At 48.8% G+C, this 25,819-nt stretch carries 24 protein-coding genes; 11 read left to right on the top strand and 13 right to left on the bottom strand.

Translation table 11 applies throughout. The features are described from left to right. Positions 1 to 9: 9 nt before the first annotated feature. Positions 10 to 690, bottom strand: coding sequence for a MotA/TolQ/ExbB proton channel family protein (locus GBK04_RS08715; RefSeq protein WP_152758690.1), 681 nt, complete (start codon positions 688 to 690; stop codon positions 10 to 12). A 208-nt stretch (positions 691 to 898) separates the two neighbouring features. Between GBK04_RS08715 and GBK04_RS08710 the strand changes: the two genes are divergently transcribed. The 11 genes from GBK04_RS08710 to GBK04_RS08660 all read left to right on the top strand — a co-directional run bounded on the left by GBK04_RS08710 (position 899) and on the right by GBK04_RS08660 (position 11,132). After that, the gene (locus GBK04_RS08710; RefSeq protein ID WP_152758688.1) at positions 899 to 1,234 is read left to right on the top strand and encodes a hypothetical protein; all 336 of its coding nucleotides are present in this window, start codon (positions 899 to 901) and stop codon (positions 1,232 to 1,234) included. A 671-nt stretch (positions 1,235 to 1,905) separates the two neighbouring features. Then, on the top strand, positions 1,906 to 2,601 hold the full coding sequence (locus tag GBK04_RS08705; protein ID WP_152758686.1) for a hypothetical protein: 696 nt from the start codon (positions 1,906 to 1,908) through the stop codon (positions 2,599 to 2,601). A gap of 34 nt (positions 2,602 to 2,635) precedes the next feature. Then, entirely contained in the window at positions 2,636 to 3,064 is a 429-nt protein-coding gene (locus tag GBK04_RS08700; RefSeq protein ID WP_152758684.1) for an ABA4-like family protein, read from the top strand. An 81-nt stretch (positions 3,065 to 3,145) separates the two neighbouring features. After that, positions 3,146 to 3,547, top strand: a complete 402-nt coding sequence (locus GBK04_RS08695; protein ID WP_152758682.1) for a hypothetical protein — start codon at positions 3,146 to 3,148, stop codon at positions 3,545 to 3,547. A gap of 140 nt (positions 3,548 to 3,687) precedes the next feature. Then, complete coding sequence (locus GBK04_RS08690) at positions 3,688 to 4,797, top strand: cytochrome-c peroxidase (RefSeq protein WP_152758680.1); 1,110 nt, start codon at positions 3,688 to 3,690, stop codon at positions 4,795 to 4,797. Between the two features lie 42 nt (positions 4,798 to 4,839). Then, positions 4,840 to 5,649, top strand: coding sequence for an MbnP family protein (locus GBK04_RS08685; RefSeq protein WP_152758678.1), 810 nt, complete (start codon positions 4,840 to 4,842; stop codon positions 5,647 to 5,649). A gap of 52 nt (positions 5,650 to 5,701) precedes the next feature. Continuing rightward, entirely contained in the window at positions 5,702 to 6,724 is a 1,023-nt protein-coding gene (locus tag GBK04_RS08680) for a cytochrome-c peroxidase (RefSeq protein ID WP_152758676.1), read from the top strand. A 2-nt stretch (positions 6,725 to 6,726) separates the two neighbouring features. After that, positions 6,727 to 7,632: a transporter family protein gene (locus GBK04_RS08675; RefSeq protein ID WP_152758674.1), complete on the top strand. Its 906-nt coding sequence runs from the start codon at positions 6,727 to 6,729 to the stop codon at positions 7,630 to 7,632. Between the two features lie 163 nt (positions 7,633 to 7,795). Next, complete coding sequence (locus tag GBK04_RS08670) at positions 7,796 to 8,998, top strand: thioredoxin family protein (protein ID WP_152758672.1); 1,203 nt, start codon at positions 7,796 to 7,798, stop codon at positions 8,996 to 8,998. A gap of 197 nt (positions 8,999 to 9,195) precedes the next feature. Beyond that, a complete protein-coding gene (gene ffh / locus GBK04_RS08665; protein ID WP_152758670.1) occupies positions 9,196 to 10,518 on the top strand; it encodes a signal recognition particle protein in 1,323 nt (440 codons plus the stop codon). Between the two features lie 80 nt (positions 10,519 to 10,598). Then, on the top strand, positions 10,599 to 11,132 hold the full coding sequence (locus GBK04_RS08660; RefSeq protein WP_373330837.1) for a hypothetical protein: 534 nt from the start codon (positions 10,599 to 10,601) through the stop codon (positions 11,130 to 11,132). Between the two features lie 565 nt (positions 11,133 to 11,697). On the opposite strand, the gene GBK04_RS08655 is transcribed toward GBK04_RS08660, so the two are convergent. From GBK04_RS08655 to GBK04_RS08600, 12 genes are all read right to left on the bottom strand, one after another. Further along, positions 11,698 to 12,645 (bottom strand): hypothetical protein, encoded by a 948-nt coding sequence (locus GBK04_RS08655; protein WP_152758668.1) that lies wholly within the window; start codon positions 12,643 to 12,645, stop codon positions 11,698 to 11,700. 3 nt (positions 12,646 to 12,648) lie between these two features. Beyond that, a complete protein-coding gene (locus GBK04_RS08650; RefSeq protein ID WP_152758666.1) occupies positions 12,649 to 13,455 on the bottom strand; it encodes a class I SAM-dependent methyltransferase in 807 nt (268 codons plus the stop codon). Further along, positions 13,452 to 14,783, bottom strand: a complete 1,332-nt coding sequence (locus tag GBK04_RS08645; RefSeq protein ID WP_152758664.1) for a hypothetical protein — start codon at positions 14,781 to 14,783, stop codon at positions 13,452 to 13,454. Before GBK04_RS08645 ends, GBK04_RS08650 begins: the two co-directional genes overlap by 4 nt. 12 nt (positions 14,784 to 14,795) lie before the next feature. Next, positions 14,796 to 15,968: a glycosyltransferase family 4 protein gene (locus GBK04_RS08640; RefSeq protein WP_152758662.1), complete on the bottom strand. Its 1,173-nt coding sequence runs from the start codon at positions 15,966 to 15,968 to the stop codon at positions 14,796 to 14,798. Positions 15,969 to 16,171: 203 nt separating this feature from the next. Further along, positions 16,172 to 17,158: a glycosyltransferase family 4 protein gene (locus GBK04_RS08635; RefSeq protein WP_152758660.1), complete on the bottom strand. Its 987-nt coding sequence runs from the start codon at positions 17,156 to 17,158 to the stop codon at positions 16,172 to 16,174. A gap of 11 nt (positions 17,159 to 17,169) precedes the next feature. After that, entirely contained in the window at positions 17,170 to 18,165 is a 996-nt protein-coding gene (locus GBK04_RS08630) for a glycosyltransferase family 2 protein (RefSeq protein WP_152758658.1), read from the bottom strand. A 238-nt stretch (positions 18,166 to 18,403) separates the two neighbouring features. Beyond that, positions 18,404 to 19,156: a class I SAM-dependent methyltransferase gene (locus GBK04_RS08625; protein ID WP_152758656.1), complete on the bottom strand. Its 753-nt coding sequence runs from the start codon at positions 19,154 to 19,156 to the stop codon at positions 18,404 to 18,406. Positions 19,157 to 19,442: 286 nt separating this feature from the next. Further along, a complete protein-coding gene (locus tag GBK04_RS08620; protein ID WP_152758654.1) occupies positions 19,443 to 20,819 on the bottom strand; it encodes a sulfatase in 1,377 nt (458 codons plus the stop codon). A gap of 136 nt (positions 20,820 to 20,955) precedes the next feature. Continuing rightward, on the bottom strand, positions 20,956 to 21,387 hold the full coding sequence (locus GBK04_RS08615; RefSeq protein ID WP_373330836.1) for an META domain-containing protein: 432 nt from the start codon (positions 21,385 to 21,387) through the stop codon (positions 20,956 to 20,958). A 175-nt stretch (positions 21,388 to 21,562) separates the two neighbouring features. Continuing rightward, on the bottom strand, positions 21,563 to 22,159 hold the full coding sequence (locus tag GBK04_RS08610; RefSeq protein WP_152758650.1) for a Crp/Fnr family transcriptional regulator: 597 nt from the start codon (positions 22,157 to 22,159) through the stop codon (positions 21,563 to 21,565). A 256-nt stretch (positions 22,160 to 22,415) separates the two neighbouring features. Beyond that, positions 22,416 to 23,825, bottom strand: coding sequence for an SGNH/GDSL hydrolase family protein (locus GBK04_RS08605; RefSeq protein ID WP_152758648.1), 1,410 nt, complete (start codon positions 23,823 to 23,825; stop codon positions 22,416 to 22,418). Between the two features lie 237 nt (positions 23,826 to 24,062). After that, positions 24,063 to 25,763 carry a S41 family peptidase gene (locus GBK04_RS08600; RefSeq protein WP_152758646.1) on the bottom strand — a complete coding sequence of 567 codons (1,701 nt, stop codon included), beginning with the start codon at positions 25,761 to 25,763 and terminating at the stop codon, positions 24,063 to 24,065. Between the last annotated feature and the right edge of the window lie 56 nt (positions 25,764 to 25,819).

The following is a 25,819-nucleotide window of genomic DNA, read 5'->3' as shown; positions in this document are numbered from 1 at the left end:
GCTTAAAAACTACCGCGAAGCGACGGGGCGTTGCAGTACGTCCAGGAAGTCCGAAGCGGCCATCTGTAATTTCAGCGCAAAGCGGTCGATCTTCATATTGAGCAGGTGGTACCCTGCGTAGGCGATCAGACCGATGATCAGACCTGAACCCGAGGTGATCATTTTCTCGTACATACCACCCGAAATGGTACTGATATTGAAATCGTTGGAAATGGAGATATCATAAAAAATCCGGATGATTCCCGCAATGGTACCTACAAAACCCAGCATGGGTGCGATACCCGCGATGACGCCCAGGTAGGACAGGTTGCCCTCCATCCGCTGCAACTCGATCTGGCTGGCGTTTTCGATGGTCGTCTCGATATCCTTGATAGGGTACCCGATGCGTCCGGTGGCGCGCTCCAGAATGCGTCCGGCGGCGTTTTTCTGATTGCGGCACAGCGACTCGGCCGACTTGAGGTTGCCCTGCTGAATAAAATCCTTCACATTATCCACAAACGAATCTTCGATTTTGGCATTGGCATTGATGCCGATCCAGCGCTCCACCATCAGGAAAATCGTTACCAGGAACAGGAAACCGAGTGGCAGCATTACCCAGCCGCCTTTCATCAACAAGTCAAGAAGGGAAAGGCCCTGATCCGCCACCGGGGCAGCCATAGTAGAATCGGTAAGTGCTTGCAGCAGCATCATAATGGAGTAAAAGTGAATAGTGATACGTGAAAAGGACTAAGCCACAGCCGGCAGAGTGACTTCTGAAATAAACGGCTGGACTTGGGCCTTATTGTTCAAGCTCCAAAGATAGAAAAAATACCCTCGGGCGCGCATTTTGCTTTTGCAATTCCTTTTTTCGCAACGGGTATAATACCTTTGACCTACCCAATTGACGTCTTTCCCAGCCATGAGCTCATTTTTTACACCCGCCTTTATCCGAAACCTCTTTATCGCCGCAATCAGTGGACTGATTATCTCTTTTTCAGGGTTCCGAAGCGAGGGCGTGCACGTACCTTTCCTGTTCAATATGCTGTTCAGCGTGGGCCTGGGTTGGCTGGAACCCAAAAAAGGCTGGGCGTTGGCTCTAATGCAGGTTGTCGTGATTTTCGTTGGTTACTACGTGTTTAGCGGCTTTGTAGTTGCCGAACGTCCCGATGTAGCCAAATTTGCCACCTACCTGGCCGCTGTACCTACCCTGGCAGGGAGCTTTATGGGTGCCTTTATGAAACGGGCTTTTTTGTGAGGACTTTTGAGCAATAGGGGGTTTCCAAATACTCCGATTTGTTTTCTAACTTACCCACCCCATCACGAGAAAGAAGTTCTTGTTAAATTATTGTCGTTGTATTTCAACGGTAGCCACTTCTGTGTAAGTTTAACTCTCGACTGCCCAGGCCACTAATTCACATCAGATAATGAAACGGTTTACCTCTATTTCCCTTTTCTTACTTCTATCTTGTGCAGTGGTAAGCTGTTACGACTGCGGACCCCGAGCGGAGCCGACGGTAGAGTTCAATATGAGCTTCGATTCTTTGTACGGATTAAAAAAAGTGAGCGCTTTAGGTGCCAAATCTGATTCAGTTTTTAGGCAATACGAACCATATCTATCCTGGTCTAGGCACGGCCAATACCCAATCTCGCTCTTGCAAGACAGTACTACCTTTATCTTTTACGCCGCTAACCGAACAGACACATTGACACTCTTTTACGAGCGGATATTCGATACGGATAGCAAGTGCGGCTATTATGTCGATATTGAAGGACGAAGCTTCAAAAGCACCTTTGAGAGTGTATGGGTTGAGTTTGGATCGTACCGGGGGCCTGTGGTCATCAACAAGCAATATGGTGGGCCAGGAATCAGGGTGAATATTAGCAATCGTAGATAAGTACTCCATGCTAAACCGGACATATTTTTTGATGATTCTTGGGCATGTACTCGCATTATCCGTATCAGCGCAGCGCATACGTAGCGATAGCACAACCGCTACTGATTCGGCTGTTGTTCCTCCATCCAAAGAATTCAGCGTGGGAATAGATGTATTCAGGAATATTCCTTTTTTGCTGCTGGGTAATCATGCGGCACTTATCATGGGAGGTGAGCTGCGCAACCGACTTATTTTCGAGGGTACCTTCCGCAAGAAACTAAATCCAGACCAAAGTTGGGTCGGTTTGCTGGGCTACGCGAAGGGCGAAATATATTACAGTAACGACGTAGAGGAGAATAACAAGTTTTGGGGCTGGTATGGCAAAGGAGGAAAGGAATGGGCAGTGTTTAGGGGCAACCATACCAAAATCGGGCTGTTGGGCATCGTTACGTATGTTCACTATCGCACCGCTTTGCGTTTCAGGGGCCCGACTTTTGGCGACTACACAGAAACCCGGGAAATCGTCAATGCCGGAATTGGGGGAGAACCTTACTTTGCCTACGATTTTTTTCCAAATTCTCGATGGATGCTGCGTTGGATTACCCGCGTAAGTTTTCAGCAACGGTTAACGGGCGAAGGATATACGCCTTATTATCCGGGAATAGGAAACGTACCCGCAAGCTATAACCTCATCGTGTCGGGAGGTACCACCCTGCAACTCCATTACCGCTTCCGACCCGAACGCTGAACCTATATTTGTACAACCTAAACCCCTCCCTCCCATGACGCCCGACCAGGTATTTCAGATCGCCAGTACCATCGTCCTGCCGCAGTGGCTGCTGATGGCTTTTGCCCCGCGCTGGTTTGTTACCCAATTTTTAGTAAAATCTTTCCTGATTCCGGTGATTCTGGCCGTATTGTATGCCTACTATCTTTTTGCGGGCGGGCCTATCGACTTCGGTGCATTCGGTACCCTGGAAGGGGTGCAAGGTCTGTTCCAGAATGGGGGCGATGGTGTCATGCTGGCGGGCTGGATTCACTACCTGGCCTTCGACCTCGTCGTGGGAAGCGTCGTGATGCGCGATGCGCAGGAACGCGGAATCCCGCACTGGTGGGTGGTGGTACCCATTTTCTTCTGCTTTATGCTGGGGCCCATCGGCCTGTTGCTGTATTGGATCATCAGGACGGTGAAAATCAAAAAACTGAGCTAGCAGGGTACCTTTCGCTCGTTTTAGCGTTTATCTTTGCCCTGTAAAAATACGAATGCCCGATCACCAGGCGTTACTCATGTTGTGAAGCAATCGTTAAAACAAGGCGTGGCCGTTGGCTTTTTGTTGCTCCTGTGTATCAAAGCATGGGTGATGCCGCTGTTGTACCTCGACTTCGAGCTTCGCAAGGAATTCATCATCGACAATTTTTGCGTCAATAAAGACCGCCCTGAACTCCACTGCGACGGTAAGTGCTATCTAGCTATCCGTCTGGCCGCCGTACAAAAGCAGGAACAGCAGCAGGCTGAGCGTAATTTTATGTTCAAGCTGCTCGAAAACATCACCGATTGCCAGACTTTCTTTGCCTCTTTTTCCGCTCCTGATTACGCGTTTGACGAACAGGTACCCTCTTCTTTTTATTACGTTTCCTCTTTCTTCCCTAATGCATCTCTGTCGGGCGTTTTTCATCCCCCGCAGTTAGGCTGATTTTTTCTTCTCACTTTCTGATTTTTTCCGCCGAAATATTCTGCGGATTGCATTGTTGTTTAGCGCAATTTCTGCCGCTCCCGTATTTGATTTCACTTCAAAAAGCTATAAGCCATCAGCTAATGGCCACTGGCTATTTTATGAAAGCATCACTCGTACTGCTTCTCGGATTGCTCATCGTGGCGTGTCAGCCCAAGGATAATCCTCCTCCCGCTCCGGCGGAGGAGAAGCCTTTGTTTGCACGTCCGGCTAACTTTCCTGAGCCGGTGTATCTGATCGATAGCAATCAACCGACGGAAGCCGGGGTAGCTTTGGGTAAGACGCTCTTTTACGATGGCATTCTGTCGCGCGACAGTACCATTGCCTGCGGCGAGTGCCATCGGCAGTACTACGGCTTCACGCACCACCTGCACGACATCAGCCACGGTATCGGCGGCCGCACGGGCCTACGCAACGCGCTACCCCTGCAGAACCTGGCCTGGTTGCGGCGCTTTCAATGGGATGGGGGTATCGAGAAATTGGACGAACAGCCGATTTTCCCCATCGAACATCCCGACGAAATGGACGACACGATGGATAATGTGGTGAAGAAACTGCAAGGCAGCAAAACCTATCCTGCTTTGTTTAAAGCCGCCTACGGAAGCGAAGAAATCACTTCCGAAAAGATGCTGAAATCGCTCACGCAATTCATGCTCACGCTGGTATCGGCCAACACCAAGTACGATCAGGTGGTGCGGAAGGAGAACGCCGCGACCTTCACGGCCGACGAACTGGCAGGACAAAAACTGTTTGCCAGCAAAGGGTGCCAAAACTGCCACGCGGGCGAATTGTTCACCGACCAGAGTTTCCGCAACAATGGCCTGTCGCCTTTCGAACGTACCAAGGTAGAATATGTGGATGGAAAGCCTATGGTGCGCGTGGTGGTGGACGAAGGCCGCTACCGGATTACGGGGCAGGCCGCCGACCGCTTCAAATTTGTGGTACCCAGTCTGCGCAATATTGCCGCTACGCTACCCTATATGCACGATGGCCGCTTCAAGACGCTGCGCGAAGTACTCGATTTTTACGACAGCGGCATGATCGACAGCCCTACTTTGGACCCTTTTTTCCGGCAAGCCAATGGCTCGCTGGGGATCCCGTTGAGCGAGGATGAAAAAACAAAACTCATTGCTTTCCTCAATACACTAACGGATACTGATTTTTTAAAAGACAAACGCTTCGCCGAACCGGACGGGTTTCCCAGTCTGTAAGGCTGCAAATAACTTAATTTATAAAAAAGAATTCTTACGATAATGAAAAGAATAATTAACTCCATACTGGCCGCTGTTTTTGCCTCGGCCCTGATGCTGGCCTGTACTAACGACGATGTAGAACCCGTCGGTACCCATGACAAAAATAGCGTCACGCTGGAATTCGATAACCGCGTGGGTGCTCAGAAGATGGCTTTGGGTAATACCACCTATAAGAATGCCTCCGGTGAGGAATTTACGCTGACCCGGTTCAACTACTTCATCAGCAACGTAGCGTTGAAAAAAGCCGATGGTACCGTGGTGAAGTTCCCGGATCAGTACTTCCTCATCCGCCAGTCTGACCCTACCAGCTGGGAGCCTGAATTGAAAGACGTACCCGCTGCCGATTATAGTGAGATCAGCTTCACCATCGGGGTGGACAGTACCCGCTCCGTGTCCGATATATCGGCCCGCACCGGTGTACTGGACCCCACTTCCTACGGCGACGACGGGATGTACTGGTCATGGAATTCGGGCTATATTTTTGTGAAAATGGAGGGTACCTCACCCGTCGTTCCGCTCAATTCGGCGGGTAAGCGCGCCTTTGAACTTCACATCGGTGGTTACGGGGGTCGTGAAGCTACAGCGCCCAATAATCTCCGCAGTGTGACTCTGCCGCTGAATGGTACAGCTATGGTACGCAAGGACATTGCCCCTACGATACACTTGGTGGCCGATTTTATGAAAGTATTTGATGGCCCGAATACGATCAAGCTGGCCGAGACCAACAGCGTGCATAACCCTGCCGTGGCCGGGCCGATTGCCGACAATTACATGAAGATGTTCGTGGTGGATCATGTGCATAATGATTGAGCAATCACGGGGCGGCAGTAATACCGCCCCGCGGTTTTTTCTGGATTCAAAAATGAAGCACTTTCTACTATTGGGTTTCTTGCTGTTGCTGGTCGTGGGCTGTACCCCTACGGAGTCCACAGAGCCGGAAATCCTGTTCAGGGTACCAGCCAATTTTCCCAAGCCGCTTTACGATTTGGAGAAGAACCCAATCACAAAAGATGGTTTTGAGTTGGGAAAAGCGCTGTTCAACGATCCCATTCTCTCGCGTGATCTGACGATTTCCTGCGCCGAATGCCACAGTCAGCCGTCGGGTTTTACCCATCATGGCCACGATTTGAGCCACGGCATCGACAACCGAAAGGGTACCCGCAATTCGCTGCCCGTACAGAATCTGGCCTGGGAGTCGGAGTTTTTCTGGGACGGCGGGGTAGGTGACCTGGATTTCGTACCCATTGCGCCCATCGAAAATCCGGTGGAAATGGATGAGAAAACGGGCAACGTACTCGAAAAACTACGAAAATCACCCCGCTATCCAGCGATGTTCAAACGGGCCTACGGTTCGGAAGAAATCACGTCAGCCAGGTTTCTGAAATCACTCTCGCAATTCATGCTCACGCTGGTATCGGCGGATTCGCGCTACGATAAATTTGTGCGCAATGAAGGGGGTACCCTGACGCCAGACGAAGCGGCGGGACTGACGGTTTTTAAGCAAAAATGCGCTAGCTGCCACGCGGGCGAACTTTTCACCGATCGCAGCTACCGCAACAACGGCCTCACCATTCAGGGCGATGACGCTGGCCGCTACCGGATCACCGAAAACGAAGCCGACCGTAACAAATTCAGGGTACCTAGCCTGCGCAACGTGGCCGTGACTGGCCCCTACATGCACGACGGGCGTTTTTACACGCTGGAAGCCGTCCTGGATCACTACGCGGAGGGCGTGCAGGGTACCCCCAATCTCGATTCTTTATTGATAAAAAACGGACAGCGGGGCATTGCGCTCTCGACCGAAGAAAAGCGGCAGGTAATCGCCTTTCTCAAAACGCTGACGGATGATACTTTCCTGAAAGACAAACGATTTTCAACTCCCTGATGATGAAAAAACTACTTTTTGTAATAGCAGCCTTAGGCATGGGGGTACCTTCCCAGGCCTGCGACATGTGCGGCTGTGCCAACAGCGGCTCCTACTTTGGTCTGATGCCGCAATCGCACAAATCCATGGTCGGTCTGCGCTATTCGCACCTGAATTTTGAGACGCATCCCACCAGTTTTTATTCTCGCACCGAGGGAACCTTCCGGATCACCGAACTGTACGGGCGGTTTTATCCGGCCAAGCGCGTGCAGGCGATGGTTTTTCTGCCCTATCGGATGGATGAGCAGCTGGTAGAGGGCGGCGTCAAGAAGCAACGGGGCTTGGGCGACGCCACGGTGCTGGTCAACTACAACGTGCTGAATACGTTCATGGATAGCGAAGAAAATCACCGATTCAACCACAGTCTGCAACTCGGCGGTGGCGTGAAGGTACCCACGGGTCGGTTCCGCTACGACGAGAACGATCCGCTGGCCGTTGCCAACGCCAATTTCCAGCCCGGCACGGGCAGTACCGATTTTATTGTGAATGCTTTCTATACTCTGACCGCAGGGAAATGGGGTACCTTGCTAACGACTTCGCACAAACTGAACACTACCAACGCCCGCGGCTACCGCTTCGGCAACCAAACCTACGGTAGCGTGGATGTGTACCGGACTTTCACGAAGGGTACCCTGTCCGTTATGCCGCACCTGGGCTTGTACGCCGAGCATTCGGCCTACGGTAGGCAGGATGGAAAAACCGTTCATGAATCAGGCGGCGACCTGCTCAACGGCACGGCGGGTGTTTCACTGTTTGCCAACCGCTGGACGGCGGGCGTAAGTTATCAAAAGCCTTTGGCGCAGAATCTTTCGGGTGGCGAAGTTGTGAGCAAAGCGCGGGCGCTGGTGCAGGTGGTGTGGCTGTTTTGAGGGTGCGTCCACAGGCTTCGCACCTGAGGGCGCTACAACCAAATGGTGGAGAAGCTAGGTGTTATTTTATTGTAACTATATTTTTTTGTTATTTTGTTTTTCTGCAAAAGTTATTTTATTTGCTTATCTATTAGGCATATATACACAACTTAACTGCACGAAAATGTTCCGCATAATTCTACTCATTCTAGGTACTGGGTTTACGGCCTTTGGGCAAATCGATTTTGAGAAAGCTTCCTGGGAGAAAATAAAAGCCAAGGCCAAAGCAGAAAAGAAACTCATTTTTGTGGATGTATACACCACTTGGTGCGGCCCCTGCAAAATGCTGGACAGCCAGGTATTCAGCGATCGGGAAACGGGACGGCGCATGAATGCTTTTTTTGTAAGCTACAAAGCCGATGCCGAATCGCAGGGGCGGGCACTGGCTGTCAAATACGGGGTAAACGCTTTTCCGACGGGCCTTTTCATGGATGCGGATGGCAATTTGGTGCATAGCTTCATCGGTTTTAGGCCAGTACCGGAATTTATTGTGGAGGCCAATCAGGCGATGCAGGCTACCGAAAACGGCCGGATTTTTACCCTATACGAAAATGCTTACGAACAGGGAAACCGCAACGTTGACCTGGTATATACCTACCTCAAATTCCGTCGGATCTATAACCTACCCACGCATGATTTGCTGGAAAAGGTTTTGAAAAAAATGCCGGATGATTCGCTTCAACTTCCCCACTGGCAGCGGGTGGTGATCGAGAACACACAATGGACGGAAGGAAAAGGTTTCGACTGGCTGTTGATGCAGAAAGGTACCCCCAACATTAAGAATAAAATCGAATTTATTATTAGCAATACCGTCGTTCGGGCGCAGGAAGAGAAGGACAAAAAGCTCTTCCAAAAAGCACTGACCTACGTGGATTCCGTCGAAGTTTCCGAAAAGGCGCGCGAACTCAAGACACGTTACACGATGGATTTTTCCGCTGCCACCCGAGATTTTGACCAACTGGCCGATGCCGCCGAACAATACCTCGAGCAGGAAATCATACCTTCGCTTTCAGCCGATAGCCAGCGAGCTAATCCCGAAGCTTATCAGAAGGCCATCGACCGATTATCCAGCGTTTGTTGGCTGTACAGTGAGTATGTAAAAAAAGACCGCCTCACCAAGGTATGCGACTGCGTCGCGGACGTTATCGAGAAGGAGCAGAATTCTGTTCTTTTAAGCCACTACGCCTCTTTGCTCTACAAACAGGGCGATTTTGAAAACGCAGTAGCCGCCCAAACCCGGGCCGTGGAAATTGCCCGAAACAGCAACGACGAGAGCTTGGCCGATCAAGAAGAAAAGCTCAAACGCATCAAGCGGAAGAAGTTATGAAATGGAAGAAAGCTTAACCATCAAGGGAAAGCCTCGTGACGCTCAAAGCTTATGAAATGATTTGCACGTCTTTTTCTTAACTTTGTCAGGATTAAAAGGTGAATTGAGTTTCTCCTGGAAGAAATATTCACTCATTCCGACATTCACTCATCGCGCGGGCGACCGCCACGGGGACGCCCCGCCGTAACAATTGACCCATGTTTGAAAGCTTACAAGATAAATTGAACACCGCCTTCCGTACCTTGAAAGGCAAGGACCGGATTTCGGATATTAACGTGGCCGCCACGACCAAAGAAGTACGCCGCGCGCTGGTAGACGCCGATGTGAACTTCAAGGTTGCCAAGGAAATCACCGACCGCATTCGGGAAAAAGCGCTGGATCGCAAGATTCTGATTTCGGTGGAACCGGGACAGATGTTCGTCAAGATCGTGCAGGAGGAACTGACCGAACTGATGGGCGGACAGGCCGAGAGCATCGACATCAAGGGCGACCCCGCCGTGATCCTCATCGCGGGTTTGCAGGGTTCGGGTAAGACCACCTTCTCGGGCAAGCTGGCCATGATGCTGAAAAAGCAGGGCCGTAACGTACTGTTGACAGCTTGCGACATTTACCGGCCGGCGGCCATCGAGCAGCTGAAGGTACTGGGCGAACAGATCGGGGTGGAAGTATACGCCGAGCCTGATAACAAGAGTGCGGTAGAGATTGCTACCAACGCCATTGCCCACGCCCGCAAGACCAACAAGAAAATTGTGATCGTGGATACGGCCGGACGCCTGGCCGTGGACGAAGTGATGATGCGGGAGGTCGAGGACATCAAGAAAGCGGTGAAACCGACTGAAATTCTGTTTGTGGTGGATTCCATGACGGGACAGGATGCTGTCAACACGGCCAAAACCTTCAACGAACGCCTGAATTTTGACGGGGTGGTGCTAACCAAGCTCGACGGCGACGCGCGCGGTGGGGCGGCGCTATCCATCCGTCAGGTGGTGGAGAAACCCATTAAATTCATCAGTACGGGTGAGAAAATGGAAGCGCTCGACGCTTTCTACCCCGACCGGATGGCCAGCCGAATCCTCGGCATGGGTGACGTGATTTCGCTGGTGGAACGCGCGCAGCAAGCCTTCGATGAAGACGAAGCCAAGCGCATCAACGCTAAAATGCGCCAGAACAAGTTCGATTTCGACGACTTTCTAGGGCAGCTACAACAGATCAAGAAAATGGGCAATATCAAGGATCTCGTAGGCATGATTCCCGGCATGGGCGCGGCCATGAAGGATCTGGATGTGGACAACGATTCGTTCAAGCCCATCGAGGCCATTATCCAATCCATGACCAAAAAAGAGCGCGAAACTCCGAGCCTCATCGACGGCAGCCGTAAGAAACGCATTGCCAACGGCAGTGGTACCTCCATTCAGGAAGTCAATAACCTACTGAAGCAATTTGACGAAATGCGCCGCATGATGAAGAAAATGAACACCATGCAAACGCCCGCAGCCTTGAAGAAAGCCATACGGCGTTAGGTGGTTTGCTTTTCAGGAAATACCGACCTCCGGAGATTTCAGTATCTTCGGAGGTTTTTTATGTTAATTGAAAATTGAGAATGGAAAATGGAAAATGGGCCTATCCGTGGCCTGTGTCCTCACAGAACCTTATCAAAAAAGGCATCCTGCTCGTTTTGCTCTTCATTGGATTTTCGTATGGTACCCACGCCCAGGGGTCAATAGGGTATTATCCGTGGAGCGGATTGCTTTCGTTCGGTACCAACCCCCAAAAAGCCATTTGGCTCGATACCCGCGTGCAGACCAACTCGCTGTTCAGCAGCCTGAGTGTGGATTTGCTGCCGTTAATCAATTTGAAAAGAGGTGAGGTAGCACAGTGGTACCTTGGCGGTGGCCTGCGGGTCAATCCACTCTACCGCATCGCCGATCCCAAAGCAAAACTATTGACCGTAGATGGCTATTCCATCAACTTCGGCGTGCGGGCCGCACCTTTTGCCCAAAACCGCCAGATTCAGGTAGCGCTGGAAGTGAACCCTTACGTGAAGGATGATTTTGCCAGCGGCGTGCTGAAAAGCCACTTTGGGGTGGTGTATGTGTTTCGGAAAAGGGAGAAGGAATTTAATGAGCAGAACTAGCTTAAGGTACCTTATACTGATATTTTTATCTACGATAATTTCAGTAAGGGCTCAAAAAGCAGAAAAGTATTACAAAGCCAAAATCCAGCGTATCACACTACATAACAGAACGATACAAGAGCCCAAGAGTTTCACAGTGGCCTGAACGACAAATAATCCTTGTACTATACCTAGGTGGATGGAGTGCTGTTGGTGATGAATGCTGAATTCTTGGATGTCATAACCTGAAAAGGACGCGTGGTTTTGCAACTGTTGAATCGTTATTTACCGAGAATTCCAGGCGGAATCTTCTTCATGCAGCAGCACATGAACTTAACGCACTTCGTCAGCGCTAATGCTATTCTGGTGATGCTATATCATCTTTTGATTTTGGACATATTCATGTTAGTCTACATGAAATGGAGCTAAATCAAATTCCCTAATAGGACTAAAACTCATTTTTTTAAAAGATCCGCAACCTAGCGTCATCCTTGAACTTCCAGAGTGGGGCGTTAAACTAAAAAATACATAGATCAATAAGCTGGAAGGATTTGAGAATCATTCCAGCTTATTGATCTATGTAAATTCATAGGGCTTTTCGACGTTCCTTTTTCAAATCCTCTTTTTTTAGTACGTAACTTAAGCCTTCGAGTTCGTAACCATAACGGATTCGACCCACGTAGTGCTTACATACATTCTGCTCCACCGGTTTATAAAAGTCCACATTGTATGTATCTGGCAGGTGCCGTACACCTTCCGCTGAGCGTTGAGCGAGCATAGCAATAAAAGTCTGCTCCAAACGATAATTTGATGCATAGGAGGCAAAAAATGGATGATTGAGCCACATCTCAATTTGCTCCAAACAGATGTCTTTTGCGTTCATTACCCACAGGCCGGCATTGATGCGAGAAGCTGGACCATAGCCCAATTCTTGAACAATAACCTCCCGTTCAGTAACATACGCATCCTCGATGTCGCGGTTGAAATAATTGAAATCCCGCTGTTTTACGAGAGTATCTACGAAAGCTTCAGGATTTTTAAAGAAAAGAATATCAGAATCCATATAACCGATTCTGGCTCCTTGCCCCCAGAGTTTTACGTCAATTAATTTCAGGGCCATTACGTGGGAGTAACGGTAAGCGAGGGTACGGGGAAACGCTTTAAGTTTTTCTTGCGCTATTTCATCAGCCTCGCGGCGTCCTATTATGCGGGTTCCCGACAAAAACTCTTGAAACTGTTCAATCGCCCGTTCAGAAAGACTTCCATCGTCATGAAATACGAAGCGATGCGCGTGATTGGTATGATAATTAAACAGGCACGCTGTGATGATGGCCATTTCGTGGTCGCGTTCCCCTACTAGCATGTGCAGTGTAGAACCTTTTTGGCTTGCCGGGTACTTGGGTAATAAGGGCATTATTTGTTGGCGAATCCGCCGCCGAAAAAAAAGACGAATATCGTTTTGAAGCCTGGATTTTATCCGTTCAGGAATAGTTTTGGGCGATACGGTCGGGGTCAGGGGATTGGTGATGAGCATGGTTCAAAGGGTCGCTGGTTTCTGACCAATCAGGAAAAGGTTATTGGCTAGACTATTGGGGAACCATCGGTATAGAAAGTCAACTACCGCATTGTATAGTGTCGATTTAGGCGAAGGTGTTTCATTCAATCCAGTCAATAGGGCGTGATAATCGCGCAATGCCTTAGGATCACGCGTGGACTGGCATGCTGAAAGCAGGACCTTATAGCCAAAATGCCGCGCCGTTTGGCGTAGCTCAGCTTGGGTGAATTCTCGCTGGTGGTGCGTGAAATTGTCGTTGCTCTCCAGAAAATGCCGAAGGGGCTGCGGATGTCCAGTTCGACGCCGGACAAACAGCAGCCACATTTCAATCCGCATAACATTGGGCGTAGAAAGCACAAGGTACCCGTCCGGCGCGGTCAACTGATTAATCTCGATCATGATGGGTTTAATGACGGAGAGGTGTTCAATGACATCGATCATCAATACCAAATCATAGGCCTGGTCGGCTTGCAGTTGGGTGGTATAGCGATCCTCGACACCTAGCCAACGGGCAGTCTGCCATTCGGCCTCAGTAGCATAAGGCTCGTAGCCTGTGATCGTGTAGCCGAGGTCGGTCAGGATGCGGGTCATAAACGGATGTCCGCATCCATAGTCTAGTAGGCGTTTTTGGTTCGGGTCGGGTAGCGCTTTCAATACATAGTGTACCGAAGCCCGATAACGGAGCCAGTTTTTCAGGAACATACCCCGGAGGGTAGCCGGAGCATCCCGCAAATCGTACAGAATGGCATCTTTGGTCGCGTGAAGCGATTCCGATAGGTGAGGGGTCATGGGCTAGGGGATTTTACTTCGGGCTCGAACATCATCAATAGTTCGCGACTCATGGCTTCCAGTGAACGCAGCGGTGTAAGTTGCCTGATTTTTTCGTTGTACTTCAACAGCTGTTCGGGACTATTCGCAATGAGCTCAAATAAGGGTTCAAGCTGTTCTGAGTTAATAACCACATTTGGGAAGTCCGTCTGGTGAAGGTACTTACCGTTTTGATACTGATGCACAAAACCGTGTAGTAACGAGTCCAAGTGTGGTGGCACGAAAGCCATCAGGCAGGACGGGATATCAAAGTAGCAGGCCTCATAGCCCATGGTGGTTCCGAAATGCAGAAAAGCTCTTGCGTGCTGCATTTTCCAGAGTTTGTCTTGTACTCCGTCATATTCTACCGAAAAACTCTGGGAAGTAGTTCGGAACTGATCATCAAATACCACATTATCCCTATCCCTGAGTGATGCATATAGGTTCCACTGTTTCTGGAAAGGATATGGACGTACCACTAACTTCCATTCAGGTAGTACTTTGGCCAGCACACGAGCAATACTTACCACGTACTTTACTTCCTGCGCTACCAGTTCGTCATAGCCCGTAGCAAACCCCAGATACACATAAGGAAAAGGGTAGGGGCTTTCCTGGAATCCATCCCGGTGCAGGTGCGCTTGTACATACGAAAATTGTGTGGCTCCCCACAGGATAATCTGCGAGAGGGGTACCCTCTGCAACTGGGTTAGATCTTCCCTTAACCCTTCATTCCAGACCAGATAGCGGGTACGTGTTGAGAAGGTTTTCATCTTGCAGGGATGATCCCAACTGTAGACATAGGTCCAGACGGGCTTGTTCTGATTAAGTATGTGGGCATACAGCCGGTCGTCGTAGATTTGGGTGTTACAAAAGAATACCTCGATATCAGAGTCCAGCGGGAGTGGCTTAGGTAGCCAAGCTAACCCTTGAAGATAAGTATCATAGCTGATGAAGTGAGGGACATATTTACTTAATCCAACCAAAAATGCATGGGTGTACCTGGCCAGATGTCCCATATTCCGATCACTGAGCCTTATATGCTCCACCATGTAATAATTATAACGGCTGCGTGGGATTTTTCCGAAAACAAGGTAGATATACTGCCAAAAGATTAGCAGAAGTTTCGTAAGAAAAGAAGTTGTGGGAGGAATAACCGTTACCTCCACTTCGGTGGGTAATATAGGCGCAATGCGAAAGGAATCGGACGCCTTAAGATAAACGATTAAACGGTGATTTTTGGCCAGAATTTGGAGCATTTCCCGTACGTCAGATCGGGTATCAAGATATTGGGCCAGAACGCCAATCTTCATAGATAATAATTATTACGACGTAGCTTCTATGAGCAATTGCCGCCATTTGAAGGATTGCACAGTGGCCTCATACTTTTCAAGAACCCGTTTCCGGCCATTTTGGCCCGCCACCCGCCGAAGTTCTGCATTTTGGATAAAATAAGCAATGCCCTGTGCCAGGCCCTCAGGCGTCTGATCCCGAACCAGATACCCGGTTTCGTCATCCACTACTTCACGGACGCCCGCGACATCCATTGCTACCACGGGCTTTTCAGCCAGGCATGCTTCCAGAATCACCAACGGAAAGGCTTCCATTCGGGAAGGCAGAACAAATATATCCAAATCAGCATAGAAATCACCTACTTCGCTGGAATGGGGCAGAAAACGAAAGTGCGACTGCAGTCCCTCGCGCTCGATGCTTTTGAGCAAAGCTCGGTAATATATCGACTTATCCTGTAGTTCGGATGGCCCGCCTAACCACAAAAACTCGAATGACTGATTGGGCAGCTTGTCTTTCAAAATACTACATGCCCGCAGAAAGGTATCCACGCCTTTTCTGTAAATAACCGAGCCAACGGCCCCAATCAGCAGGATGTCAGCGGCAGTTCTCAGCTCAACTTGCTCACCCTTTAGACGTTGCTGGCTGAGTCGCTTCTCACTCACAGTTTCGTATATAAGCTTCATCTTTTCTTCGGGAACTCCGTACACATCGCGGTAAAACTCAGCTGCTGCCCGAGCCGGGCTAACTACTATATGGGCTTTTGACAAAAGGGCTTCCATCCAACGGGTTCGCATCCGCTGAGTTACGACAAACCCCATTTCGTGCACGTGTACAATAAGTCTTTTGTCCGATCGAACTGCGATCTGACTGAATTCATGTTCATTGACTGTATTGATATAAACCAAGTCCGGGTTGATCTTCCTGAGCAAGTAGCGCCCGTACTGTTTCTTCAGCCCGACGAATACAGGCAACAGAAATCGGCGGAAAAACCGTCTGGTCCACTTCATGTCGTCTATTGGAAATGTATAGACTTCTCCGAACTGCCGGAAATGCTCATGCATAGCCCCGCGCTGGCTGACCAGTAGATGGAATTTTAGGGAATCGGAGCTCAGCACATAGAGTAAGTTATATAGAACCTGCGTATCGCCCCCGGTACCAGTATGAGGAAGAATGATGAGGACTTTGGTTCCTGGAGTACTTTCCATCGGCTAGGTATTCAATAGTTCATTCCATTTTTCGGCAAAAATCGCCGGGCTGAAGCTATGGTATGCCTCTTGCTGAGCCGCTTTTCCCATTGCCAACAGCTTGCCAGGATTTGCAAGAAGTTGTCTTATATAGCCAGCTGCTTCTTTTACGATTTTGGCTTCGTCGGTGTGATTTTCAATAAGGTACCCGTTCGTCTGGTGCGTTACATGTTGAGCAATGCCCCCACGTTAGTGGCCATTGGCAATGCTCCATGGGCCATGCCCTCAGCCAGAACCAATGGAAAGCCCTCCCGTCGTGAAGTGATCAGAACGACATGATGTTTTTTGTATAGGTTTATCAGTACTTCAGGATCGGTAATTTCTCCTTGGAAGGAAAAGTAGTCGCGATGCTCCGGATCAACGCGTTGAGCGAGTTGGGGGCCGACAAGGGTAAACTCCACTGGTTCATGACGCAGTTCGTGGGCAATTTGACCTAGGAGCAAAATCCTCTTTTCAGGACTATTCCGACCTACGAACAGCACTCTCAAAGGAGGTATGTCGTAATTTTTTTTTGCAAGATCCCAGGGCGGGCAGCTTAGCTGGTTATGAATCACTTCAATTCGCTCCAGCCATTCCTTTTGCGCTAGGCCGTGCTTGGTATAGAGGCGCTCGTAATCCCGTTTGACAGCCTGGTTGATGACCACCCGCTTCGCCAGGCGGTGTACGTAGGGTAGGCTAGCTAGCTCAATCGGGTTATTGGATTCAGGTACAAACGAATGTGTCAGGTCAATCACTCGTACTGACGCTTTTAAATAGGGAATTATCTCGTATAAATAAGTGGCATTTGCACCCAATACGGTTGGGTTGGGACAGTTGTTAATAACCCGACTTATCAGTCGGATAAAAATCTGGCGGTATTTCGAGCGATCTAATCCTGCGATTTCGAAACACCGGGCAACTCTGTAAAAAAAACTTTTGAAAGTATTTGAATCTGAGGGCTTAGTAAAAAAAACAATTAGATGTTCCCTAGGAATTGCTTCGCTCACACTTTGCAGAATATCGGCATGCACGCGTTCCGAACCCCCGGTCTGGTAATAGGGAAAAAAGCAGAACAAGCCGGTTTGATCTGATATAGCCTTAATGCCAAACCAAGTAAAAGCCAACTTGGGAAGCAGAAATATATGGTTGACAAGGGCTTGCAGCTTACGCATGAATATCAATATTATTTTATCCCCAATGCCAAACTTACGCCGAATCGATGAATATAGTATGCGATTAGGCCTATGGCAGTAGGAGTACCTTTTTTTCTAAATACTAAATCTATAAGACAAGCAATCACGCCCCGAAGGCCAAAGTGATCGATTATTTCCAGTTCCCACTCTGTAACGGCCAGTTTGCCGTAGTAATCGTAGTCGACAGGCAGTGTGATTTTAGCACTTAGTATGCTTTTTATAAGCTTTTTCCCGGCCTTAAATACCTCCCAAGAAAGTTTCTTTTTCTCCAAATAATTAGCTTGGAGATCACTCAGTGGACATTTTAATGCCAACTCATACCATAGTATGCGCGCCCTTGCCCGGCTTTGGGACTGTCTGTTGGTGGACTGGCTGATATTGGCCGAGTGCCATCGATAACTCAGTAGGGGTTCACTTAGAGAAGTGAGATGGGCAACCTGCCCGATCCTGATCCAAAAGGCATAGTCCTCCGCGTAAGGGTAATCATTTTCGTAACGAATGGAATGCTGTTCTAAGACAGCCCGCCGGATCATAACAGTGGGGTGAGCCAGGCAAGAATTGCTGGATAGAAACGTAAAAGACTTTTCAAAACTCTCTGGCAGTGTTATAGTGCCGCTCCTATTTCCAATATATTGGTAAGCAGTACCACAGACGCCTACTTCAGTATGCTGGTTCATAAAAGCAACCTGTTTGGCAAATCTTTCCGGGAGACTGATGTCATCGGCATCCATTCGAGCTATATACTCACCCTGAGCCAGATCAATGCCTACGTTCAACGCAGAGACAAGGCCGGCGTTTCTCTCATTTTTAATATGCTTAATCCGGGAGTCTTTATAGGAATCTATTATACTTCCACTGGTATCCGTTGAGCCATCATTAATGATGATAAATTCAAAATCAGTATAAGTCTGTCCCAGTATGCTCTCAATAGCCTCCCTAAGATAGAGTTCACCATTGTATACCGGCATAATTACGCTAATTTTCATAAATCATAGCTCATCTTACTGGTGCAGATTCAACCGATGGTTCAGCGGGGTAATTATATTATTTATTGGCTTTGTTGTATAACTTTTAAATGATCGATAATTGGGATTAAATAAATCTAAAATGCCATTTAGTAAATCTTTGATTGGTTTGAATTTTAAGCTTTCTGGATTTAATCTGGCATATTACTAATCCGCATTACGGTAATAATCGATTCTTTAAGAGCTAGGCAACGAAACCTTAATTGTTTACTAGTTTTTTAAGATTAAAAAATATAGATTTAACTAGAATTTTTAAAGAGCTCAGTACTGAAATTTCTCCGTTGATCAGTTTTTGTTTTGCACCTAAGGTTTTTGAATATTGTGAATGTTTGAAAGCATATATTTCTGGATGATAATAAGCATTTATTTTCTCCTGTACTATGGGGTTTTCTTGTATTCTTTCGAAGAAAAACATATTTTGTCGATACCAGCAGTCTATCTGGGAATCATTCCAAATTTTAGCCCTGAATAAATCCCGACATATGTATCCCCTTTGATTGAATTTATTTACCCAATAGTCAATAAATTGCTCGTTGAGATGATTCTGCCCTCCCTGATCCGGCAAAGCAGCTGAAAAAAGAATCTGATCGGATAAGTCGCATAAAGTGCTGACCAATACCTCGGCTGACGCTTCTGGCAAATGTTCGGCTACTTCCAGACACACAGCCAAATCAAATCTTTCATTAAGCTTGACTGGCTGGGTCAGGTTCACAGCCTTGAACTCGTTTCGATCGATATGTAGTTGTGCCAAATCCACATTGTTACCGTCGATACCCAGAACTCGTTTTATACCCATCTCCTTGAAAACACTAAGCCATGTACCTGTGCCGCAGCCAACATCTACTACGGATTGTGGTAATTTTATTTCCTCAAACAGGATCGGTAAAAAAGCTTTGGCGGCTCTCGTATTATGGGTAGCCGGGGTATGGATGTATATTATTTGATCATTCATCAGTTAAAATGTGGCAAGCACTGGATCATATACTACAAGATAAAATAAGTGCTTGTTTATTTTTTTAATAGGCAATCTTAACGAGCCGTCCGATGCCTGCCAGTTAGCTGGCGCTGTGGCAAATTATAAAACAAATCCTAAACGACAAGCGTAAGGTCAATTTGAGGGAGGCAATTGACTTCATTCCGGAAATCCTGAGCATAGGACTCAATGGCGCAATTTGAAGCATTACAGGCCTCGCTAGCAGAAATATACATAGAATCCGATAGAAATTTTAGGGTACCCCTTACTTCCGCACTGGCATATTGGCCTTCACCTGCTGCTGCCAGGCTTTCCACTGAGCGGCCATTTCCTGCTTTTTTTCCGGCATCGAAGCCGCCAAGTTCTTGCTTTCGCTGAGGTCCTCCCGCAGGTTGTAGAGTTCCATTTCTCCGGTCTCGTAGCTTTCGGTGAGCTTGTAGTCGCCCAGCCGCATGGCCCCGGCGGGGCGGCCCATCTGGTTGCTGAAATGCGGGTAGTGCCAGTAGGCGGGCTGATCGGGCCGCGTTGTTTTGGGATCGAGAAGGTTGGCCAGAATGCTCCGGCTATCCATTTCGATGTTCGGCATCGGGTACCTGAGTAGCTCGCTGAACGTGGCGAAGTAGTCCACATTGCTGAAGTACTGATCGCTGGTTTGACCGGGCGCGATTTTCTCTTTCCAGAACGCAATGGCCGGGATGCGGATACCCCCTTCGTAAATGTGGCCCTTCCACTTGCGCAGCGGCTCCATGTTGGTCGGGATGGGGCCGAGTTCGTCCAGACCTACCCCTCCGTTGTCGGAGGTGAATATGACCAGCGTATTTTCCAGCAGCCCGTTCTTTTGCAGCGTCTCCATCAACCGGCCCACGCCCTCGTCCATGCTTTCGATCATGGCGGCGTAGTTGGGGTTGTACTTGCCCTCAAACTGATTGTACTTCATGAAGTACTTCCGCAGTTTATCGCCTCGGGGTACCAGCATTACATGCGGCGTTGAGTAGGTGAGATAGAGGAAAAATGACTTTTTAGCGTTCATTTCCACAAACTCCACCGCATAATCCGAGAGTTTGTCGGTGAGGTACTTGGTGCCGTCGTCTTTGAATTCTTTCGTATAGCTATCCTCAAAAATGGAGTAGTTGTAGTAGTCGAGCCCATTTTTCCCGATCATCCGGCTGAAATCGAATCCCTGATTCCAGGGTGCCAGGCTGTCGGCACCGCCCAGATGCCACTTACCCACCATACCCGTGGTGTAACCCAGCGGCTTGATCCATTCGGCCAGCGTGGTCGCCGAGGAGGGTAGAAAGGGATTCCAGGGCGCGGGATTTACGGGCGAGGCGGGATCGGTGCGGTTGCCCGCAATGAAGTTAGTAAGGCCATAACGCGCCGGGTGGCGACCCGTCAGAATCGCCGCCCGCGAGGGCGAGCAGACCGGACTGGCCGAGTAGGCCTGCGTGAAGCGCAGCCCGTGCCGCGCCAGCGAATCCAGGTGCGGTGTTTCATTATAGGGATTGCCGTAGCAACCCAGGTCGAAGTACCCCAGGTCGTCGGCCATGATGTAGATAATGTTGGGCCTTGCGGGCGGCAGGGTTTGGGCCAAGGTACCTACCCCAAAAAATACCATTAGCAGAAAGCCGAGGAAAATTCTCATAAAATCGCTTTCTGTAAAAAAGCAAACCGCTACTCTTTTATACCGGAACAGGCTATCGCTACGCACGATAGCCTGTTCCGGGCCAGGAATGGCTACATAAGAAAAGGTACCTTAACCAAGTACAGATCAAGGCATTTTATTTTATTTTTTGGAAAATGAGTTGATTGTCCATGTGACTGAGGAAAAGCATATTATTTTTTATTTTATAGGTATCCACATTTTCTATTGTATCGGCAAACAAATCCCCCCATGCGTTTTCGCCAACTTTCGACTCATAGCCGCAATGGATAGAAATAAAGTTACTGGATTGAGTTTCATATTGGCCGACCATGGGATTTGCGGAAGACGTACCAGTGAGTTTACCGTCCGGCAGAAACTCTATTTCAACTTCATAGCGTCTTAAATAAGGGTTAGGCTTATCGACTTCATTGCCGCTTTGAATTGCTTTGACCATTTGCCATCGACCGAGCAGGTTTTCAGGACTGGTTTTAAGGGTTTCCTGTGAACAACCCATCACCGCGCAGCCAATAAAAATAAGGAATAGCACTACAATTTTCCAGATATGCATCGTCATATGTTTAAATTGTTATTGTTTGTTTCGCTCGCTTATTTTATACGGATTACATTCACTACATCCCAACTTCAAGTGATACACTTTGCCAAGAAGCAAACCGGACATTCCATCCGTGACAAATTTAAATAATGCCTAGCTGTCACAGTTATACCCGAGTATGAAAATAACGCTACTGTCGCTTCGCCCGCAGTCTGCTCAACGTATTCGGATCGATGTTGAGATACGAGGCCTGAATATGGACAGGGAGTTGGCTTATCGTCCCAGGATAGGTCAGCTCAAACACACGTAAACGATCTTCGGGATAGCGGAGGTTGCTGATATGTAGCCGCAGATCGGCCATGACGATGACATATTCGAATATTTTCCACACTACCTCAGGATGTAAACGCAGGGCGAGCCGATAGTTCGGATAGGACAACGTAAACAATCGGCTCGCTTCCAGCGTCTCGACATAGTAGAAGGTCGGTACCTGCTGCGAAAAACTCCGCATCGCGGTGTGCAGCCCGCCCGTCGGGATGAGCCAGTTCGTTACCTCGCGCGTGATTTTCTCCTCGCTCATTCCCGGATTGGTACGTTTTCGCTCTTCCAATTGGTAGTAGGCGCGAAGGGATCCACTCCCTACGAACCACACCTGCGAGCAGACCTTACCCGGAACCAGCAGCACTGTTTTGGCCGGCACGTCGATGGACTCGAAGAGATTCAGTACGGGCATGAGTTCTTTTTCCGGCAGATGGGTGATTTTAACGAGGGTGGGAAGTAATTCCATGAAGATGTGGTTGTGGATGGGCTGTGTAACGCAGAACCTACCCCGGCTGAAAAGGTTGGAGGGGGTTATTGAAAAAAGACCGCATTTCAAACAAAAAAGGGTCAGGCACGCGTTGGGGAGCGAGCGCCTGACCTTCTCATATAAAACGCAAACTCACCTCACCAGCATAAAAGGAACCCTTTGTTTTCCCGTGGGAAGGAAAAAATGGAAATTGGTTTCATAAGCTGACCGGGTTAGAGTGAAGTTCGGAAGTGGTTTAATTCTTGCCCAACTCAGCAGCATAGTTACCAATATGAATCAACGGAATCTGCATCCCGTAGGAAGTATTGAAGACCTTGATGACTTCATTAGCCAGCACGGCCTGCCCGATGGCCGATGGGTAGATTCCATCAGCAGAAAAGAAGTTTCCATTCGGGAAAGAGGGGTCTATTCTGAAGCCGTCCTCCGAGACATACTGCCCAGCCATTATCTTTTTGTAAACCGAATAAAAATCAACTATTGGATACCCATAGTCTTTTGCGAATTTTTTGATGAACCAGTCATTATAATATTCGGGACGACCCGCTTCTTGTGCCCTGACTACGTCAGCGTCTGTAAGCGGCCCCTGAAATGTGCTATTATACAAATTCACCACATTGGCCGTAGGTAGCAATATATCACCTGGTTCGACGCTTCGAATTTCGGTAGTGCCATTTGGAATAATTTGCGGAACTTTGCCCGTCTTTTTTACCATACTTTCATACGTATAGAGCTTGAAATACGGAAAATCCAGAATGTCAGGAATTGTCATATACACATATTTCATTCCTGTCTTTTCTATATTGTTCAAAATCTGTAATTCCCAGTCCGGTGAGCGTTGGCTTATAGTTAATCCCTTTCCTGCTCCCTGGATATGAGTTAGAATATTGATGTCCAGGCCTGCATCGATTATCCCTAAATCAGGTTTCAGCATATTGATTCGATCCCAGCCCGTACCCGTATTAGCTGGAATGAAGCGACTAGCTAACGCGGTTGGCATAGCATATTTATCCCATAGATAATTGATATTATTTTTTTCAATAGGCAACGGATTATTCCTGAAGTAAGTAATCTCATTTAGTAGCAGTTCACTAGGATTGGCAGCAAAAAAACCAGGATGAAATCCAGGAGCCGAAAAGTTATTGATCGATTTGCCCGTGTAGGGTTCAAATTCAATAGAGGAGCCTTTTTCCTTATAGGCCAGGTTGTTCGTCACTTCCTTCCAGCGTAGGTTCTCACTGCCTTCATCAATGACCAAACGCCCCGTCCCGTTGCCATTCGCCCGCTCGAACAGCGGCTGAGTAAAATTAGTAAGCCCCATCTGCCGGGCTACCAGGTTAGGGTAAGCGGTAAGCTGCCCCTCCCGGAACAACCCCCCGTCGCGGTAACCAGCCGCTACTCCCTCACCAAGCACTACGAACACGGGCTCCCCGCCCGTCTTGCTTTTCAGCCCCCCCAGATTGACGGAACCCGGTTGTGGAGCCCAACCGAACGTTGGGTCGACCTTCACAGGCAGCGAGATTTCCCCGGCCTTCAAAGGGTCTTCCGAGTGGTAGGGGAGGAGTGTGTCCTCACCCTGGAAGATGTTGCTACAGGCTACCACGCCGAGGGCGATGCTGGCTGCCAGTAAGATGTTGGGTGTCTTCATAGTAAAATCAGGTTAAGAATTTAGATTATAATTAGAAACGGATAGTGACAAATTTAGAAAATGCGAAGGTGCTGCCCTCATACCCGGGTATGAAAATGCTGTTTTCAGTGTTTCCTCAGTACCATGGAACCTATCCTGGATAAAAAGGTTGGAAGGAGTTGCAAAAAGAGATATACCCAAACAAAAAATTCCCACCGAGTCTCTCGGTGGGAATTTTCATAACCCATATCTGATAATCTACTTCTCCTTCGTCATATTCAAACTACTGAAATCGCCTTTTTCCAAATCCGTGGCTTTGCCAAACTGCTTGATGGCTTCCTGGTACACATTATCCATCGGATTGAGTACCTGGAATATTTCATTGTTTAGGCCGTCTTTCCGCTGGCGTCCCCACTGGTAGCGGCCAATCAGGCCCTTGGTTTGGGCCAGGATCAGGGGCTTGGAGCGATTAAGTTCTTTTTCGTTATACTTGATTCCCGCCTTCTTCGCGTCCTGCACCAATTCATTCACCATTGCGTCCGAAACGTTGAATTTGGTGAGGTACTCGTTGAAATTCTGCTTTTCCAACACCTTCTTGTGATCGTTCACGTAGCGCAGGGCGTATTCGCGGATGATGTTCTTGGCGTATAGCTCAAACAGGAACTTGCTGTTCATGCTGGTGTCGCGGGGTACGAACACGTCGGGCATGATCCCGCCACCGCCATACACCAGCCGGCCACCGTCGGTTTTGTACTTCAGGGTAGAATCGAACTTGATGCTGTCGGCGCTAAAATACTCGCCACTGTTGAAGCGGTTGGTTAGGTCTTCGTTGTACACTTCGCCTTTACCCAGGTCATAGTGTTTCTGGATGCTGCGGCCGCTGGGCGTGTAGTAGCGCGAGATCGTCAGGCGTAGTTCTGAGCCGTCGGAAAGTCTGATGGGCATCTGCACCAGGCCTTTGCCAAAGGTGCGGCGACCTACCACCAGCGCGCGGTCGTGGTCCTGCAGGGCACCCGCCAGAATTTCGGAAGCCGAAGCACTACCTTCGTCCGCCAGAACCACAATCGGCCCTTCTTCAAACATGCCGTCAAACTTGGCATTGGTTTTCCGATCGAAACGGCTGTCTTTGCCATCGGTGTACACCAGCAACTTATTCCCCGAAATCAACTCGTCAGCAATACTCGTCGCCCGTTCCATGTAGCCGCCGGGGTTCCCGCGCAGGTCGAGAATCAGCTTTTTCAGACCGGCGCTTTTCAGAGAGCTGAGTGCAGTTTTGAATTCATCGTAGGTAGTTTCCGAGAAGCGGCTCACTTTGATATAGCCAATCTCCTGATCCACCATATAGGCGGCGTCCACCGAGTAGGTAGGGATGCGGTCGCGCACGACGGTGAAGTCCAGTCCGTCTTTCATGCTGCCGCGCCCAATGTGTAGTTTCACTTCGGAGCCCCGTTTGCCGCGCAGTAGCTTGAACACCTTGGCGTTGGTCACGCCGGGGCCGGAAAGATTTTCACCGTCCACCTTCAAAATGCGGTCACCGCTCAGAATACCGATGGACTCGGACGGCCCGCCGCTCAGGGGACTCACGACATAGACAGTGTCGTTATAAATATTGAACTCCACGCCGATTCCATCAAAGCCCGACTCCAATTGTGAGCGGGCCGTGGTAGCTTCCTCGGCGTTGAAATAGGACGTGTGTGGGTCGAGCTTTTCCAGCATTTTGGCAATGGAATAATCGACCAGTTCGTCGGTGTTGACCGAATCCACGTAATTATTCTCCACCAGCATCAGTACTTCCCGGAACTTGGCGTAGCCCTTGGCTACGTCGGTCAGTTTTTTGCCACCACTAAAAAAGGTAGCCCCTAACAACATGCCGGCGGCCAGCGTGAGGCTGATTATAATAGGAAGCCGCACTACGTACGGTGAATTTTGAATAGGTTTGTCGGGAGTAGGCTGGCTCATGGGTCTTTTTTATGCTTAGGTAGGGTTTTATTTTCAAAAAATGTACCTATAAATAA

Source organism: Salmonirosea aquatica (assembly GCF_009296315.1).
In the GTDB taxonomy this organism is placed as follows: Bacteria; Bacteroidota; Bacteroidia; order Cytophagales; family Spirosomataceae; genus Salmonirosea; species Salmonirosea aquatica.
Note: the sequence above shows the minus strand (reverse complement) of the source record. Positions and strands in the feature narration are given on the sequence as shown.